The organism is Legionella rubrilucens (assembly GCF_001468125.1).
In the GTDB taxonomy this organism is placed as follows: Bacteria; Pseudomonadota; Gammaproteobacteria; order Legionellales; family Legionellaceae; genus Legionella_C; species Legionella_C rubrilucens.
Genome location: NZ_LNYT01000007.1, coordinates 553,060 through 567,201 on the forward strand (window position 1 = coordinate 553,060; position 14,142 = coordinate 567,201).

Consider the following 14,142-nt stretch of genomic DNA (forward strand, 5'->3'; position numbering starts at 1 on the left):
AGTTTGTTTTTGACTGAAACGGTGATCCATGACTAAAGAAATACTGCTTGGCGTCAACATTGACCACATTGCTACCTTAAGGCAGGCTCGAGGGACACGTTATCCCGACCCGGTGCAGGCGGCAATGGATGCCGAAGAAGCCGGTGCGGATGGCATTACGCTGCACATGCGTGAAGATTTGCGTCACATTCAGGCGCGCGATGTGCGCCTGATTAAGCAGGTGTTGCAGACCCGTATGAATCTTGAATTGGCCGTCACGGACGCCATGCTCGATTTTGCGGAAGAGATTTTACCCGAACACAGCTGCCTGGTTCCTGAAAAACGGGAAGAATTAACCACCGAAGGCGGACTGGATGTTGTGACGCATTTCGACAGCGTCAGCCGTGCAGTCAAGCGTCTTAAGAACATGGGAAGCGAGGTGTCGCTTTTTATTGACGCGGATGTACGCCAGATTGACGCGGCAGTGGCCGTGGGTGCGCCGGTGATTGAAATCCATACTGGCTGTTATGCGGATGCGGTCACTGAGGAAGCCCGTCAACAGGAATTACAACGCATTAAAGACGCTGCAACCTATGCCGCAGGTCGTGGTTTAATTGTGAATGCCGGGCATGGTCTTCATTATCATAATGTTCAGGCCATTGCGGCGATACAGGAGTTCCATGAATTAAACATTGGCCATGCCATCATCGCTCGTGCCTTGTTCTGTGGTTTAAAGGAGGCGGTGAGACACATGCGCCAGCTCATGCTGGAAGCAAGACAATATGGCGAAAAATGATGCAGTTGTAATTCGATTGACCGGCGACTCCGGTGACGGGGTTCAGTTATTGGGTGAACAGCTCACCATCACCGCGGCCTTAACAGGGCGCGATGTACGCACCATGCCGGATTTCCCGGCCGAAATTCGCGCTCCGGCCGGCACGGTGGCGGGCGTCTCCGGCTTTCAACTGGCCATGGCTGAACAGGCCATTTTCACGGCAGGGGAAAGTCTCGATGTGTTGGTGGCGCTTAACCCGGCGGCCTTAAAAAATTCCCTGCAGTATTTAAATCATGGCGGTCTGTTGATCCTCAATGAAGACAGTTTCACTGAAAAAGACTGGCAAAAGGCAGGCATGAGCAGTGATTTCCTCACGCCGGTGAGTGATCAGTACCAGGTTGTCAGCCTGCCCCTGATTACCCAGACACTGGAAGCGGTTGCCGGCCTCGATATTAATCATGCCCAGGCAAAAAAAGCGAAGAATTTTTATGTCCTGGGGCTGGTGCTGTGGTTGTTCGATCTCCCCACGGCCAATTGCCTGAGTTTCATTCACAGGAAATTTAAACACAATGCGGTGATTGCAAAGGCCAATGAATTGACCCTGATGGCAGGCTATAACTATGCCATGACCCTCGAGCTGTCGCGCCAGCATTTTATGCTGGGGCACATCGAGCGTTCTGAAGGTGACTACCGGCAGATCACCGGCGTTGAAGCCGTTGGGCTTGCGTTAGCGACGCTGGCGGTACAAACGCAAACGCCCTTACTGGTCTCCGGTTACCCCATTACACCCGCCTCCGCGATTTTGCATGAATGCGCAAGACTGAGCGAGTATGGCGTGCAATTATTGCAGGCTGAGGATGAGATTGCTGCCATTTGCGCCTGCTTGGGTGCTGCATACGGCGGCTGTCTGGCGCTGACTTGCACCTCGGGTCCGGGACTTGATTTAAAAAGCGAAAGCTTAGGCCTGGCGGTCATGACGGAGCTGCCTCTGGTCTTAATTGATGTGCAGCGCGCCGGGGCCTCCACGGGTTTGCCGACGAAAACCGGTCAGAGTGATCTGCGTCAGGCCTTTTATGGTCGGCATGGAGAAGCGCCTCTGCCTGTCCTTGCCGCTCAGTCTCCGGCGGATTGCTTCAATACCATCATTGAAGCGTTTCATTTAGCCATTCGTTACATGACTCCAGTCATTGTGCTGATGGACGCGTATTTGGCCAATGCGGCAGAGCCCTGGAAAATTCCGGCGGTGGAATCGCTGGCTATGCCTGCTGTCGCCTTCAACCGCTCAACCAGACCCTATGCCCGGGATGAATACCTTGCCCGCAGTTGGAATAAGCCGGGTACGCCGGGATTCATTCATCAGATAGGCGGCCTTGAAAAACAGGGCGAAGAAGGCAAAGTCAGCTATGACGCGGACAATCACCAGAAAATGGTCTCCTTGCGTGCCAACAAAATAGCGGGCATTGCGAAAGAGTATCCGGCCCTTGTTCTGGAAGGAGCCAGCGATGCCGACGTCCTGCTGGTGGGGTGGGGGAGTACTTACGGCAGCCTGAAAGCGGCTGTTGAGCGTTGCAATGAAGAGGGGGTGAAACTGGCCTTTCTGCATTTGCGCCATTTAAATCCCTTGCCTGAAAAGTTAGGTCTCCTGCTCAAACGTTTTAGAAAAGTGCTGGTCGCGGAACTTAATTCCGGCCAGCTTTGCCAGATTTTACGAGCCGATTATTTAGTGGACGCCAAAGCCATTACCCAGTGTAATGGCCAGCCTTTTGCAGTAAGCACCCTGTTTAACGCGGTTAAAGTGGAATGCGAACATGAACAACACCTACAAGCGTGACGATTTTGCCAATGCGACCGAAGTCCGCTGGTGCCCCGGGTGCGGTGATTACGCGATTTTAGCTGCACTGCAACGGGTTTTGCCGGAACTCGGACTGCCGCCTGAGCAACACGTTTTCATCTCCGGTATCGGATGCGCCGGACGATTGCCGTATTACATGAATGCTTATGGGTTCCACACCATTCATGGACGGGCCACCGCGGTTGCCACCGGGTTAAAAGCCATGCGGGAGGATTTGACTGTCTGGGTGATTACCGGTGACGGGGATGCCTTAAGCATCGGCGGCAATCATTTGATTCATTGTTTGCGGCGCAATGTCAACGTCAATATCCTCTTGTTTAATAACCAGGTCTATGGTTTGACCAAAGGGCAGTTTTCACCCACGTCGCAGAAGGGGCAGGTCACTAAAACCTCTCCGCAGGGGGTTAGCAATGAACCCATCAATCCGCTGATGCTGGCACTTGCCGCCGGCGCAGGTTTTGTGGCGAGAGCCGTGGATAAAGATCCCAATCACCTGGCTTCGGTATTAAAAAAGGCGTATGAGCACCCCGGTTGTTCTTTCGTGGAAATTTATCAGGATTGCAACATCTTCAATAATGGCGCCTTTGATGCGTTTGCCTTAAAAACCAATCGTGCAGAAAAAACGCTGCAACTGGAGGAAGGGCAACCGTTGCTTTTTGGCGCGGCCAAAGACAAGGCACTGACCCTGCAGGGGGATGAGTTGCACATTGCCGCTGTCGGTGAAAATACCGCGGTCATTCACGATCCCGGCCATTTAATGGCGGCCATGCGTTTAGCTCGTCTTCATTTTCCCGAGTACCCTGTTCCCTTAGGCGTTTATTATCAGCAACAGAAAGCCTGCTTTAACCTGAGCAAACCCATGACTAAAACCACAGACGATTTGCATGACCTCTTCAGGGCTAAAGCCAGTTGGCAGCAGCGTTGATATTCCCGAGCGGGAATAATAAGCTGTAAATTGATTTTAATCGCCCAAATATTCCCGCCCGGGAATATTTCCTTGATTTACGGTTTAATTTCCAATAAACTTCCCGTACGGGAATTAATACGGCAACATAATGATTCATACTTCCAAGGATATTGGCGAAGTTATCCAAACGGTTCGTAAAAAATTTGGCCTCACCCAAAAAGACATTGCCTTGACAGCCGGAACGGGGGTTCGTTTTATTATTGAGCTGGAAAAGGGTAAACCCACCTGCGAAATAGGCAAGGTACTTAAGGTACTGCAGATACTGGGAATTCAATGTCATTTAACCCATGAGGAGATGGACAATGCAGATTAAAACATTGGATGTCTATCTTAATCAGACTCTGACCGGGGAGTTGTCCATAGACAACGACGGCGATATGCTCTTTGTCTATGATGAGAATTACCTGGGTGCAAAGGAAAGTTTACCCTTATCACAATCATTGCCGCTGCAAAAAAAGGCTTTTGCCGCGAAGGAATGCCGCCCCTTTTTTAACGGTATTTTGCCTGAATCTCATTTACGGGCTTCCATTGCCAGGCAGTTGGGAATCAGTGAACGAAATGACTTTGCCCTGTTGGCTGCCATCGGCGGAGAATGCGCCGGCGCTGTGAGTTTACTCCCCCCATCAATGCACTTTACGGATTTAAAACCAGACTATCGTCTGATTGACGACAATGCGGTGGTGGAGATTTTACAAACCATGGTGCAAAAACCCTTACTCGCTGGAGAGGATGGGATACGCTTGTCATTGGCTGGCGCACAGGATAAATTAGCTGTTGCAGTTATTAATGGTCATCTTGCGATTCCCATGAACGGGGCACCCAGCACACACATTTTAAAACCAATTAATCGTGATTTTCCTTCCCTTATTGAAAATGAATGGTTTTGTCTGAATTTAGCACGAAAAATAGGGTTAAATGCAGTTGAAGCCGAGTTGTGCTATGCGGAGGACGTGCCGTATTTACTGGTAAAACGCTATGATCGTATTGTGCAGGGAAATACTATTCAACGTCTGCATCAGGAAGATTTTTGCCAGGCCATGGGGATCCCTTCTGAAAAAAAATACCAGCGCGAAGGGGGACCAGGTCTAAAAGAGTGTTTTCAATTGCTAAAGTATGCTTCCAGTATTCCAGCAATTGATATAAAAATCCTGTTGCAGGGGGTCTTGTTTAATCTGATTATTGGTAACAATGATGCCCACGGTAAGAATTTTTCTTTATTATACTCGGCAAAAAATGTTCGTTTAGCCCCTTTCTACGATATGATTTCTACGGTTTATTATTCCAGCCTCACGACCAAGATGGCTATGAAGATTGGCAGCAAATATGAATTTGAGGGTTTATTTCCAAGACATATTGAACAAATGGCTGAAGAGGCGGGCTTATCCCCAAGTCTGGTTTTGAAAGAAACAAGCAGTATGATTGACGTTATTGAAAAACATCTGGAAGACAGTCCCTTCAGAGAGATGATATTACAACGCGCCAATAAATTAGAACAGCGACTGCAAAGGCCGGATTAAGCGCACGCCCAAGCGGCAGTGGGTTGAAAAAAAATCCCGGAAGCATCCCGGGATTCAGGTGAGGAGACGGTGGTTAATCGCGGTCGCCAGAGAAAGCACCCAGTAACTGGAGCAGACTGACGAACAGGTTGTAAATGGATACGAACAGGCTGACGGTGGCTGAGATGTAATTGGTTTCGCCCCCGTGGATGATTTCACTGGTTTGGAACAGAATTAATCCTGAAGCCAGCAGCATGAACACGGCAGAAATGGTTAACTGCAGTGCAGGCATGTTAAAGAAAATGCCGGCAATCATCGCCAATACGGCGACCATCGTACCAATGAAAAGAAAACCGGCTAAGAAGCTGAAATCTTTTCGGGTGGTTAAGGCATAACCGGACAGGGCAAAGAAAATCATACCGGTACCGCCTAAAGCCGTGGTAATGATTTGGTGCCCGTTGGAAAAATTGGCAATGTAGAAGTTAAGGATCGGGCCTAAGGTGTATCCCAGAAAACCGGTAAAGGCAAAAACCGCCAGAATGCCAAAAGGACTGTTGCGTAAGGCCTGAGTTAAGAACATCAAACCATAAACACCAATCAACATGACAAAAATGTTAAGCGGCGGCGCCTGAAAGGCAAAGGAAAGGTAAGCTGTAAAACAGCTGAACAAAAACGTCATCCCCAGCAGGAGATAGGTGTTGCGTAATACTTTGTTTGTTGCAAGTACCGACTCGCTGCGTTGACTGATAACAGTCATGTTGTCTCTATTCATGTATCACTCCACATTAGTTACATTTATTTTAGCATAGATATGGCCGTCCTGCATGATTTCAAGTCTATAGGGATGTCTTTACACTGGCAAGATCCGAATGCCTCCTTTTCACGCCCCTAAACAATCGCAATCTGTTATAAAATAAGTGTAAAATGCTATTTTATTTCGGGGTGAACTTATGTCCAGAGTGGCTGTTGTGCAAATGCGGTCTTCGGCCTCGGTTCAGGATAACCTGCAACAGGTCGAAAAAAGGCTCGCCAAAGCCCGCGATCACGAGGTGGATTTGCTGGTTTTGCCGGAAAATTTTGCGTTTATGGGCATGAATGAAACCGATAAACTGGCGATTGCTGAACGGTATGGCGAGGGAGAGATTCAGCAGGCGGTCAGTGCGCTGGCTAAAAAATACGGCATCTGGGTTGTTGCCGGCACCATTCCCATCAAAGGTTTGAATCACCGGGTGCGTGCGTCGTCGCTGGTTTTTGACGATCACGGCCTTTGTGCGGCCCGTTATGACAAAATTCATCTGTTTGATGTCAGGGTGTCCTCGCAGGAAGCTCACGAGGAATCCAATACCGTGGAGCGGGGCGATGAAGTGGTTGTGGTTGATACTCCGGCTGGCCGCCTTGGTCTCAGCGTTTGCTATGATTTGCGCTTCCCTGAACTTTACCAGCAATTATCGATGCGCGGCGCGGAATTGTTCACTGTCCCTTCGGCTTTTACCGCGATTACGGGCGCCGCTCATTGGGAGGTGCTGCTTCGGGCTCGTGCTATCGAAAATCTATGTTATGTACTCGCCCCCAATCAGGGCGGCGTTCATGAAAATGGCCGCCACACCCATGGTCACAGCATGATTGTTGAGCCCTGGGGTAAAATTGTGGCTGAACAAAAAGACAACCCCGGCATGGTGACGGCAGAGATTGACTTGCAGCGTTTAAAACAATTGCGGCTGCAATTTCCCTGTAACACCCACCATGTCCTTCTCGGTATTAATTAAAGGTGCAATCATGACTCAGGCATTGTCCATTGCAAAAGAGTTACTCTTAAAACCCGCTTCCCTGGATGAATCGGCAATTGATAAACTGATTCGCTCGATGGCTGGCCGTCATGTGGACGATGCGGATTTGTATTTTCAAAGCAGCAGCTACGAATCGTGGTATCTTGAAGATTCTGAAGTCAAAAGCGGCAGCTATTCCATCGATCGGGGCGTGGGTATTCGTGCAGTAAGCGGTGAAAAAACCGGTTATGCCTATTGCGATGACATTCTTTTGCCTGCCATGGAAAGAGCAGCGGATGCGGCGCGATCCATTGCCTTTTCCGCCAATAAAATCTTTGAACCCGTGCCGATCATAGGCTCGCCCATTGCGCGCTATGCCGGTATTAACCCGATTGACGGCATGACCAAGCAGGAAAAAATCGCGCTGCTTGAAGCCATCGATAAAGAAGCCCGCCGGCTTGATCCCCGCGTTATTCAGGTCAATGCCTCATTAAGCGGCTGCTATGAAGTGGTGATGGTGGCCGGCATGCAGGGTAATTTGCAGGCCGATATCCGCCCGTTAGTCAGTATTAATGTCAGTGTCATTGTCGAAGATAAAAACGGCCGTCGCGAATCTGCCCGATCCGGCGGTGGCGGACGGTTTGGTTATTCCTATTTTCTGGAAAAGGAGAACGCGCTTTATTACGCTCGCGAGGCGGTGCGTGAGGCATTAATTAACCTCGAAGCGGAGGACGCGCCCGCTGGAACCATGCCGGTTGTGCTTGGCCCGGGGTGGCCAGGCGTGTTGCTTCACGAAGCCGTTGGTCATGGATTGGAGGGCGATTTTAACCGTAAAGGGCTTTCTGCCTTTTCAGGACGGATGGGGGAGCAGGTGGCGGCAAAAGGCGTCACGGTTGTTGATGACGGCACCCTGCCCGATCGCCGCGGCTCCCTGACCATGGACGATGAAGGCACGCCCACACAATGCACGACGCTGATTGACGATGGACGGCTGGTCAATTACATGCAGGACAAGCTGAATGCCAAATTAATGGGCATGAAACCCACCGGCAATTGCCGGCGAGAATCCTACGCCCATTTGCCGATGCCCCGCATGACGAATACCTACATGTTGGCCGGCCAGCATGATCCTGAAGAAATCATTGCTTCTGTGGAGCGCGGTCTTTACGCCGTTAATTTTGGCGGCGGCCAGGTGGACATCACCTCAGGGCAATTTGTGTTTTCCGCCAGCGAAGCCTATCTGATTGAAAACGGCAAGATAACCCGTCCGGTGAAAGGCGCGACCCTCATTGGTAACGGCCCGGATGTCATGAAAAAAATCAGTATGATTGGCAATGATTTGGCCCTGGATCGCGGCGTGGGTGTCTGTGGCAAGGATGGTCAATCGGTACCGGTCGGTGTCGGACAACCGACGTTAAAAATCGATGCCTTAACCATTGGCGGCACCCGTTAACCTGGCCTTATTATTGCTTGATAACTGACTATACTTAACCAGTAAGCGATTGACAGGGAGTGAACATGTCCACGCAATCATCAGGCAAAACCCTCAACCAATGGCTGCTGCACAATGAGCGGCAGTTTGCTGAGCGCATTTATCTGCGCCAGCCCCGCCAAGGCCAATGGCATGAGTACACCTGGGCAGATGTCGTGACACAAGCGCGGAAGGTTGCCCGTTTTCTCCTTGAGAGCGGGCTTAAAAAAGGCGATCGGGTGTCGATTTTTTCTAAAAATTGCGCCGAGTGGTTTATTACCGATTTTGGTATCAGCCTGGCTGGTCTGGTGAATGTGCCCCTGTTTGCCAATCAACATCAGGAAAGCATTAACTACATTTTGCAACATGCCGAAGTGAAGCTGGTTTTTCTGGGCAAGCTGGATGATCATCATCGGGTCTGCCATTACATTCCACCGGATCGTCATACGGTCAGTTTCGATTACCATCCCGACATGAAAACCAGGACTTCCTGGGCCGAGGTTTTAAAGCATGCTCCCTTAAGTGAGCTTCCAGAAATCGAGGCGGACGATTTATTTACCATTATTTACACTTCCGGGACCTCAGGCGTTCCCAAAGGGGCTGTGTATACCCATGGCACCATTGCCAATTACCTGGCCCTGTACCCGCAGGACATCAACCGTATCCGTCAACTCAATCATTACCGGTTGATTTCCTATTTACCCTTAGCCCACGTGTATGAGCGAACAGCCATTCAATTGGGCAGTGTGACGATTCCGGCTGATGTGTCTTTTGTTGAAAGCCTTGAGAAATTTGCTGAAAACCTGAGGGAGGTGCAGCCCACCTTTTTTACCGCTGTGCCGCGAATCTGGGGCGTGTTCCAACAGAAAATTGAACAGAAATTGCCGCCGGCCAAATTAAACCTCCTGCTAAAAATTCCGCTGATTTCGACGCTGATTAAACGCAAAATCAGGCATAGTCTGGGTTTGGGACAGTGTGTGAATTGTTTTTCCGGTGCTTCGCATTTGCCGGTTTCCATCCTGACATTCTTTGACAGGCTGGGCCTATTGATTCAGGAAGGGTATGGTCAAACGGAAAATTTAGCCTATGCCACCTTTACCATGCTCAATCAACGCCGTTTAGGTTATGTGGGTACGCCGCGTTTGCAGGTCGAGGTGAAGGAAGGTGAAAATCAGGAGTTGTTGATTCGTTCACCCTGCTTAATGAAAGAATATTACAAAGAGCCTGAAGCGACGAAGCAGGCATTCACGGAGGACGGTTGGCTGCGTACGGGTGATATTGCCGAACTGGATGAGCATCAGAATGTGAAAATCGTAGGCCGATTGTCTGAGAATTTTAAAAACCAGAAAGGCGAATTCATTGTGCCTGCCCCCATTGAAAAACAATTTGCCGCTAATTCCCTGATTGAGCAGCTGTGCATTGTTGGGCGCGAGTTGCCCAATAATGTCCTCATTATCACTCTGAATGAGCTGGGCCGCAGCAAAGGCAAGGACGAGTTGAAACACCTGTTGCAGAATAATCTGCACGAGGTGAATCGAAAGTTGGCGAATTATGAAAAAATAAGCCATATCATTGTCTCCCGGGATACCTGGTCGCCGGAAAACGGGATATTAACTCCCACACTCAAAGTGAAGCGGCGTGTGGTGGAATCTAACTACCTGGATCTCATCAAGGGTGCTATTTCTGAACCGCACACTATTGTTTGGCAATAACTTAAGCTTCAACCAGGGTATTGCCTGCCAGTTTCACGAGGAGTCCTGAAATCTCGTGAATCCGCTCTTCTGGCTGGGTGGCATCCAAAGTGAATTTCAGTTGTTTGGCAATAACTTAAGCTTCAACCAGGGTATTGCCTGCCAGTTTCACGAGGAGTCCTGAAATCTCGTGAATCCGCTCTTCTGGCTGGGTGGCATCCAAAGTGAATTTCAGTTTGGTTGGGCCATCCAACTGGTAGCGCCTGGCTTGCAATTGAATGAGGCTGATTAAGGCGGCTGGATCGATGCGAGGCTCGTCGCCAAATTCGATTTTCCCCTGTTGCTGAGCGGCATTGATTTTGGTGATGCCTAATTTATCTGCCAGCAATTTCAACTCGGTAATCAACAACAATTGTTTGACCGGTTGCGGCAGCAAGCCAAAGCGATCAATCATTTCCACCTGCAATTCTCGCAATTGATCCTTGTTTTTGGCATTGGCTATGCGCTTGTACATGATGAGCCGGGTATGGATGTCAGCTATGTAATCTTCGGGAATGATAGCGCTTAAGCGCAAATCAATTTCAGGTCCCTGATGGATGGGAGCGGCCAATTCCGGCGTTTTTCCGGCTTTCAGATCGTTTACCGCTCTATCGAGCATTTCCATGTACAGGTTAAATCCAATGGCCTGCATGTTGCCGCTCTGATCCTCTCCCAGCAATTCGCCGGCGCCGCGGATTTCCAGATCGTGGGTGGCCAAGGTGAAACCGGCACCTAAATCTTCGAGAGAAACAATGGCTTCCAGCCGTTTCACTGCATCGGGGGTGAGGGCCTTTTCATTGGGTGTCAACAGGTAGGCATAGGCCTGATGATGTGAACGGCCGACGCGGCCGCGTAACTGATGCAGTTGAGCCAGACCGAACTTGTCAGCGCGATCGATGATGATGGTATTGGCGGTCGGGATATCAATCCCGGTTTCGATGATGGTTGTGCAGACTAAGACATTGAAACGATGATGGTAAAAATCAGACATTATTTTTTCCAGTTCCCGTTCACGCATTTGCCCGTGGGCACTGCGTATTTTGGCCTCAGGAACCAGGGCCTGCAATTCCTGACCAATGCGGTCAATGGTTTGAATGTTATTGTGTAAAAAATAAACCTGACCGCCGCGAAGAATTTCACGCAGCAGGGCTTCACGCAGCAGGGCATCGCTTTTTTCCTGCCAGAAGGTTTTAATGGCCAGCCGTTTGGCGGGCGGTGTGGCAATCAGTGAAATGTCACGGATGCCCGCCATGGCCATGTTTAAAGTACGCGGGATAGGGGTCGCAGTCATTGACAGGATGTCGATGTGGGTGCGTAAGGATTTGATGTGTTCCTTTTGTTTGACTCCAAACCGATGTTCTTCATCGATAATGAGCAATCCTAAATTTTTAAACGCAATGTCTTTGGAGAACAGTTTATGGGTGCCGATGACAATATCCACTTTACCGTTTGTTAAGGATTCCATGACCTTTTCAGATTCTTTGGCACTGCGGAAACGCGACAACAGCTCAATATTGATTGGAAATTCGGCGAAACGGTCGCGAAATGTTTCGAAATGCTGGCCTGCGAGCAGGGTGGTCGGCACCAGAACGCACACTTGCTTGCCATTTTGAACCGCCACAAAAGCCGCGCGCATGGCCACCTCGGTTTTGCCAAACCCCACATCGCCGCAGATCAGGCGATCCATCGGGCGTGGGGATTGCATATCGCCAATAATTTCTTCAATGGCACGGAGTTGATCTGCCGTTTCAGTAAAGGGAAAACCGCTGGCAAACCGTTGGTAATCGCCCTGGTTGAACTGGTATTGAAAACCGGGTTTGGCTTCGCGTTTGGCATATATTTCCAGCAATTCAATGGCCACATCATGAATTTTATCGGCGGCTTTTTTCTTTTCTTTTTGCCAGACATCGCTGCCCAGTTTATGCAGGGGGGCATGCTCGCTGTCCTGGCCGGTGTAGCGGCTGATGTAGTGCAGCGAAGTGACCGGCACGTAAATTTTATCATCGCCTGCGTAGGACAACACTAAAAATTCATTGATGGTGCCGTTACTTTCCAGTGTTTTTAAACCCTGGTAACGGCCAACGCCAAACTGCAGGTGAACCACTGGTGCATCAAGGCGAAGTTCCGCCAGATCGCGGATAATCAAATCGGGATCTAAGGCTTTCTGGCCGCTTCTACGCTGCGGGACGGCCTGTTCGCCAAACAATTGCGCCTCTACAATGACCGCGAGCTTTTGTTGCGGTAATTCCATGCCATGGATGAGTGGGCCGGTGGTGATATTAATCAGGCTGCCGCTGTCCTTTAAAAAGGCCTGCCAGGACGGCTGAATTTTGGCGTTAAGCCCGCTTTCTTTCATTAAATCCAGCAGCACTTCGCGGCGGCCGGCGCTTTCGACCACAATTAAATGCCGCCGCTCAGGCGACTTCAGGTAATCCACGAGCCTGTTCAGCGGAACCGGATTTTGCCGCTCAATCGGCAAGGCAGGCGCTTTGTCGACTGGGAAGTTAAAAGCCCCTTTTTTATCGCTGGGCTGATGGTAAGCGCGTAATTTTTGAAATTGATTGGCCAGAGTCAGTAATTCCGTGGGCCGGACGAAACATTGGTCAGGGCTTAAAATGGGGCGGGTGACATCGTAATTGCGTTGCTCATAACGTTGGCAGAGTTCCTGCCAGAACTGATCTGCCCGCTCAGGAATGTCTTCCAGCAGCAACACCGAAGCATTGACGGGCAGGTAATCAAACAGGGTTACGGTTTTATCAAAAAACAAAGGAAGATAATACTCAATTCCCGAAGGGGCCTGGCCGTCGCTGACGGCTTCATACACCGGGCATAAACTTGGATTACCCGTGAACCGCTCTCTGAAGGCCCGGCGAAAATGGGTAATGCTCTGTTCATTTAAAGGAAATTCGCGCGCCGGCAAAATGTGAATGTCGTTGATTTTACTGATGGTGCGCTGGGTTTCAGTATCAAACAATCGTAGACTGTCTATCTCATCATCAAACAATTCAATACGAAAGGGTTGACTGCTGCCCATGGGATAAACATCAATAATCGACCCTCGTAGTGCGTATTCGCCATGTTCAAGCACTTTATTGACGCAATGATAACCGGCCTGTTGCAATTGTTGCCGGAATTGGTCGGTATTTAACGTTTGTCCTGTGCTCAGAACAAAAGCATTCTGGTGCAGAAATTGCGGCGGGCACAGACGGTGCATCAGGGTATTGACCGACGTGATGATTAACGCGTGCGTCGCATTGCCGATACGGCTTAGGGTCAGCAGGCGTTCGGAAATGATGTCCTGATGGGGGGAAAATTGATCATAGGGCAGGGTCTCCCAATCCGGAAAAATCAATAACTCCGGCGGATTGTCGGTGTCCTGATAAAAAAACTGCAATTCCGCCAGAAGCTGGGCGGCGGTCAGATTGTCCGGGGTGATGAGGAGTTGAATGCCTTTCTGCTGACGGCAATACTCCGCTACGGCCAGAGGCAGACTGCAACCGTAGAGTTGCCCCCAGGTTTGTTGTTTTTCCTGGGCAGGGAATTGAAGAACAGACATCGCCATGGCGTTAAAACAGTAAATAAGCAGGTAGGCAAGTATACTACAAAAAAGGAGGCCAAAGCAGCGTTATTAAACGGCTTTGGCCAGCGCCCGTTATTCAGGCACGCAGGATGGATTGCAATTGTTGGGATTAATGCTGTTGGCGTCGCAGGCGGATTTTGCCAGGTTGTTGGCCTGCTCTTGGGTGGGAGCGTAATAAGACCAGTGATCGCCTTTTAAATTACTGACCACACAATGCCAGCGTCCGCCGGCTACGCCATTGTCGGTGCAGGTCGGATTGCAATTATTCGGGTTGATGCTGTTGGCATCGCAGACATTTTTGGCCATGGCCTGCGCACCTTCCTGAGTGGGCGCCGAAAAGGACCAGTGCTCCCCACGCTTGTTAGCGACAAAACAAGTCCAGTTGGCAAACGCGGCGGCTGAAATCATTGAACAGGCTGCAAATAAAGCAATGGTTTTTATTTTCATAACGTGTTCCTTGTAGTGAATAACGTCCAATTGACCTGTTCCAGTATAGCGGGCTTGCGGAAAAGATCCATGCCCCATG

At 50.0% G+C, this 14,142-nt stretch carries 11 protein-coding genes; 8 read left to right on the forward strand and 3 right to left on the reverse strand.

Annotated elements, in window-relative coordinates; genetic code table 11:
* Positions 1 to 28: 28 nt before the first annotated feature.
* The 5 genes from pdxJ to Lrub_RS06095 all read left to right on the forward strand — a co-directional run bounded on the left by pdxJ (position 29) and on the right by Lrub_RS06095 (position 5,090).
* The gene (gene pdxJ, locus Lrub_RS06075; protein ID WP_058531276.1) at positions 29 to 775 is read left to right on the forward strand and encodes a pyridoxine 5'-phosphate synthase; all 747 of its coding nucleotides are present in this window, start codon (positions 29 to 31) and stop codon (positions 773 to 775) included.
* The gene (locus tag Lrub_RS06080; protein WP_058531277.1) at positions 762 to 2,585 is read left to right on the forward strand and encodes a 2-oxoacid:acceptor oxidoreductase subunit alpha; all 1,824 of its coding nucleotides are present in this window, start codon (positions 762 to 764) and stop codon (positions 2,583 to 2,585) included. The genes pdxJ and Lrub_RS06080 overlap by 14 nt, the downstream gene beginning before the upstream one ends.
* Positions 2,563 to 3,531 (forward strand): 2-oxoacid:ferredoxin oxidoreductase subunit beta, encoded by a 969-nt coding sequence (locus tag Lrub_RS06085; protein WP_058531278.1) that lies wholly within the window; start codon positions 2,563 to 2,565, stop codon positions 3,529 to 3,531. Before Lrub_RS06080 ends, Lrub_RS06085 begins: the two co-directional genes overlap by 23 nt.
* Before the next feature lie 130 nt (positions 3,532 to 3,661).
* Positions 3,662 to 3,886 (forward strand): helix-turn-helix transcriptional regulator, encoded by a 225-nt coding sequence (locus tag Lrub_RS06090; protein ID WP_058531279.1) that lies wholly within the window; start codon positions 3,662 to 3,664, stop codon positions 3,884 to 3,886.
* Positions 3,876 to 5,090, forward strand: a complete 1,215-nt coding sequence (locus Lrub_RS06095) for a type II toxin-antitoxin system HipA family toxin (protein ID WP_058531280.1) — start codon at positions 3,876 to 3,878, stop codon at positions 5,088 to 5,090. The genes Lrub_RS06090 and Lrub_RS06095 overlap by 11 nt, the downstream gene beginning before the upstream one ends.
* 73 nt (positions 5,091 to 5,163) lie before the next feature.
* Here the strand turns inward: Lrub_RS06095 and Lrub_RS06100 are convergent, their stop codons facing one another.
* Positions 5,164 to 5,841, reverse strand: coding sequence for a Bax inhibitor-1/YccA family protein (locus Lrub_RS06100; protein ID WP_058531281.1), 678 nt, complete (start codon positions 5,839 to 5,841; stop codon positions 5,164 to 5,166).
* 178 nt (positions 5,842 to 6,019) lie between these two features.
* Here Lrub_RS06100 and Lrub_RS06105 point away from each other — a divergent pair, with 178 nt between their 5' ends.
* From Lrub_RS06105 to Lrub_RS06115, 3 genes are all read left to right on the forward strand, one after another.
* Positions 6,020 to 6,835, forward strand: a complete 816-nt coding sequence (locus Lrub_RS06105; protein ID WP_058531282.1) for a carbon-nitrogen hydrolase family protein — start codon at positions 6,020 to 6,022, stop codon at positions 6,833 to 6,835.
* A gap of 10 nt (positions 6,836 to 6,845) precedes the next feature.
* Positions 6,846 to 8,288, forward strand: a complete 1,443-nt coding sequence (gene tldD / locus Lrub_RS06110; RefSeq protein ID WP_058531283.1) for a metalloprotease TldD — start codon at positions 6,846 to 6,848, stop codon at positions 8,286 to 8,288.
* A gap of 65 nt (positions 8,289 to 8,353) precedes the next feature.
* Positions 8,354 to 10,018 (forward strand): AMP-binding protein, encoded by a 1,665-nt coding sequence (locus tag Lrub_RS06115; protein WP_058531284.1) that lies wholly within the window; start codon positions 8,354 to 8,356, stop codon positions 10,016 to 10,018.
* A 115-nt stretch (positions 10,019 to 10,133) separates the two neighbouring features.
* On the opposite strand, the gene mfd is transcribed toward Lrub_RS06115, so the two are convergent.
* Together mfd and Lrub_RS06125 are read right to left on the reverse strand one after the other, a co-directional pair.
* On the reverse strand, positions 10,134 to 13,598 hold the full coding sequence (mfd, locus tag Lrub_RS06120) for a transcription-repair coupling factor (protein WP_058531285.1): 3,465 nt from the start codon (positions 13,596 to 13,598) through the stop codon (positions 10,134 to 10,136).
* Between the two features lie 90 nt (positions 13,599 to 13,688).
* Positions 13,689 to 14,141, reverse strand: coding sequence for a hypothetical protein (locus Lrub_RS06125; protein ID WP_133134014.1), 453 nt, complete (start codon positions 14,139 to 14,141; stop codon positions 13,689 to 13,691).
* Position 14,142 lies beyond the last annotated feature (1 nt).

Excerpts from the sequence above, each read along its gene's own strand:
- mfd (WP_058531285.1), bottom strand. The coding sequence starts at position 13,598 with ATGGCGATGTCTGTTCTTCAATTCCCTGCCCAGGAAAAACAACAAACC.
- tldD (WP_058531283.1), top strand. The coding sequence starts at position 6,846 with ATGACTCAGGCATTGTCCATTGCAAAAGAGTTACTCTTAAAACCCGCT.
- Lrub_RS06090 (WP_058531279.1), top strand. The coding sequence starts at position 3,662 with ATGATTCATACTTCCAAGGATATTGGCGAAGTTATCCAAACGGTTCGT.
- Lrub_RS06115 (WP_058531284.1), top strand. The coding sequence starts at position 8,354 with ATGTCCACGCAATCATCAGGCAAAACCCTCAACCAATGGCTGCTGCAC.
- Lrub_RS06095 (WP_058531280.1), top strand. The coding sequence starts at position 3,876 with ATGCAGATTAAAACATTGGATGTCTATCTTAATCAGACTCTGACCGGG.
- Lrub_RS06125 (WP_133134014.1), bottom strand. The coding sequence starts at position 14,141 with ATGGGGCATGGATCTTTTCCGCAAGCCCGCTATACTGGAACAGGTCAA.
- pdxJ (WP_058531276.1), top strand. The coding sequence starts at position 29 with ATGACTAAAGAAATACTGCTTGGCGTCAACATTGACCACATTGCTACC.
- Lrub_RS06080 (WP_058531277.1), top strand. The coding sequence starts at position 762 with ATGGCGAAAAATGATGCAGTTGTAATTCGATTGACCGGCGACTCCGGT.
- Lrub_RS06085 (WP_058531278.1), top strand. The coding sequence starts at position 2,563 with ATGAACAACACCTACAAGCGTGACGATTTTGCCAATGCGACCGAAGTC.
- Lrub_RS06100 (WP_058531281.1), bottom strand. The coding sequence starts at position 5,841 with ATGAATAGAGACAACATGACTGTTATCAGTCAACGCAGCGAGTCGGTA.
- Lrub_RS06105 (WP_058531282.1), top strand. The coding sequence starts at position 6,020 with ATGTCCAGAGTGGCTGTTGTGCAAATGCGGTCTTCGGCCTCGGTTCAG.